Source organism: Ruminococcus sp. CAG:57 (assembly GCF_000435935.1).
GTDB lineage: Bacteria > Bacillota > Clostridia > Oscillospirales > Ruminococcaceae > Hominimerdicola > Hominimerdicola aceti.
This window is the reverse complement of record NZ_FR890775.1, coordinates 6,585-6,796: the sequence shown is the minus strand read 5'-3', so window position 1 is coordinate 6,796 and position 212 is coordinate 6,585. Positions and strand designations below refer to the sequence as shown.

1 protein-coding gene is annotated in these 212 nt (G+C 38.7%); it reads right to left on the bottom strand.

What is annotated here, in order from left to right; all coding sequences use genetic code 11:
• Positions 1–212 (bottom strand): hypothetical protein (locus QVO88_RS09545; RefSeq protein WP_288177971.1); only part of this gene is annotated, 212 nt, incomplete at both ends.

The following is a 212-nucleotide window of genomic DNA, read 5'->3' as shown; positions in this document are numbered from 1 at the left end:
TTATCCGCCCTGCAATTTTTATAGCTATTTCTATATTCAATATTGTCAGGGCGTGATTCTATTCCCCAGAAAACATCTTTTCTGCGATAAACTCCCGAAGCCTGCTTAAATTCGCCCTTTGCATTTATTTCAGTATAATAATCAGGCACTTCCAAAGTGCTTACGCCCTCTCTTAAACGGATAATCCTAAGATGAGAGTCTGTAAAAGCTTC